Origin of the sequence: Streptomyces sp. YS-3, from assembly GCF_045257485.1 — a bacterium.
Classification (GTDB): Bacteria; Actinomycetota; Actinomycetes; order Streptomycetales; family Streptomycetaceae; genus Streptomyces.
This window is the reverse complement of the sequence record NZ_JBJHPC010001010.1, coordinates 1-1,312: the sequence shown is the minus strand read 5'-3', so window position 1 is coordinate 1,312 and position 1,312 is coordinate 1. Positions and strand designations below refer to the sequence as shown.

Annotated in this window: 2 protein-coding genes; both read left to right on the top strand. The window is 76.1% G+C overall.

Annotation, left to right across the window (positions count from 1 at the left end; all coding sequences use genetic code 11):
* Positions 1 to 886: glycosyltransferase (locus tag ACJA3G_RS37135; RefSeq protein ID WP_406557414.1), on the top strand; the 886-nt coding region annotated here is incomplete at its 5' end.
* A partial coding sequence (locus ACJA3G_RS37130; RefSeq protein WP_406557413.1) for a hypothetical protein occupies positions 883 to 1,312 on the top strand: 430 nt, incomplete at its 3' end. The genes ACJA3G_RS37135 and ACJA3G_RS37130, both read left to right, overlap by 4 nt.

The following is a 1,312-nucleotide window of genomic DNA, read 5'->3' as shown; positions in this document are numbered from 1 at the left end:
GGTCAGGGGGTTCGGCGGAGGACGTTCGCGCAGGGCGGGGTGCGCGGCTGGTACCGAGCACGCGGACGGTTACGGAGCCGGTCCCGGCGGTGCGGCGGCCGGTTCCGGATACGCGGCCGGTTCGGGTCACCCGGCCGGTCCTGGTTACGAGGCCGGTCCGGCGTACGCGGCCGACTCGGCCCACGGCACCGGCCCGGGGCACCTGGGCGGCTACGGCGACGGCCTCCACGGGGTCGGCGCCCCCGCCTCCTCCCTCTCGCCCGAGTCCGCCGCCTACCTCGCCCACTGCCGCGCCCTGGCGGCCCAGCTCTTCCCCGACGAGGCCGTGGACGCGCACGCGGTCGGGGACAACCCGGTCTCCTTCGAGGAGATCGGCGGCCCGGGCGCACCGGAGCTCGCCGACGCGTACGCCAGCGGTGGCGTCGTCGTCCTCTCCAGCGTCGTCGAGGGCTTCCCGGTCAGCCTGGTGGAGGCGATGTTCTGTGGCCGGGCCACGGTCTCCACGGACACGGGCGCGGTGGTCGAGGTCATCGGCGGCACGGGGCTCGTGGTCCCGCCGCGCAACCCCCGTGCGCTCGCGGACGCGTGCGTGGCGCTGCTGCGCGACCCCGAACGGCGTGAACGGCTCGGCGCCGCCGCCCGGGCCCGGGCGCTCGAACTCTTCACCGTCGAGCAGAACCTCGCGGCATTTCGCGGCATTTACCTGGAGCTCATGTCCCACTGCCCGGTCCGGCGGGACGCCGTGGACGAGAGCGGCGACCCGGTGCCGTTCGCCCACCCGGCCGAGGCCCACATCCCCGGCAGCTGGACCGCCCTGACCGGCCCGGCCCCGTCCGGCCCCGGCCGCCGTTCCGGCTCCGCCCATGCCGAGGGGGTGGCCCGATGACCCTCCCGCCGACGACCCGCCCGGCGGACGGCCCCGCCGACAACGACATCCCGCGCGCCCCCGAGAGCGCGGGCGCCTGGGACATCCGCTCGGAAGCCCTGCTGGCCGAGCCGGCCCCCCGACGCCCCACGGGCGTACGGAGCCAGCGCCTCCCGATCCGGAGACCCGAAACGGGGGCCCGCAAGGGGAGTTCGCCGGACCCGGCGGATTCTGTGGACAAGGCCGAGGTTGTGGGCCTGGACGAGCCGTGGCACGGGACCACGGTTGCAGCGGACAGCGCCGCCTCGCGGGAGACCGCGTTCCTGCCGGACAGCGCCTTCGTGCCGGATTCCGCTGCCTCGCGGGAAGCCTCGTTCCTGCCGGACAGCGCCACCTTGCCGGACACCGCGTTCCTGTCGGACAGCGCCACCTCGCCGGACACCGCGT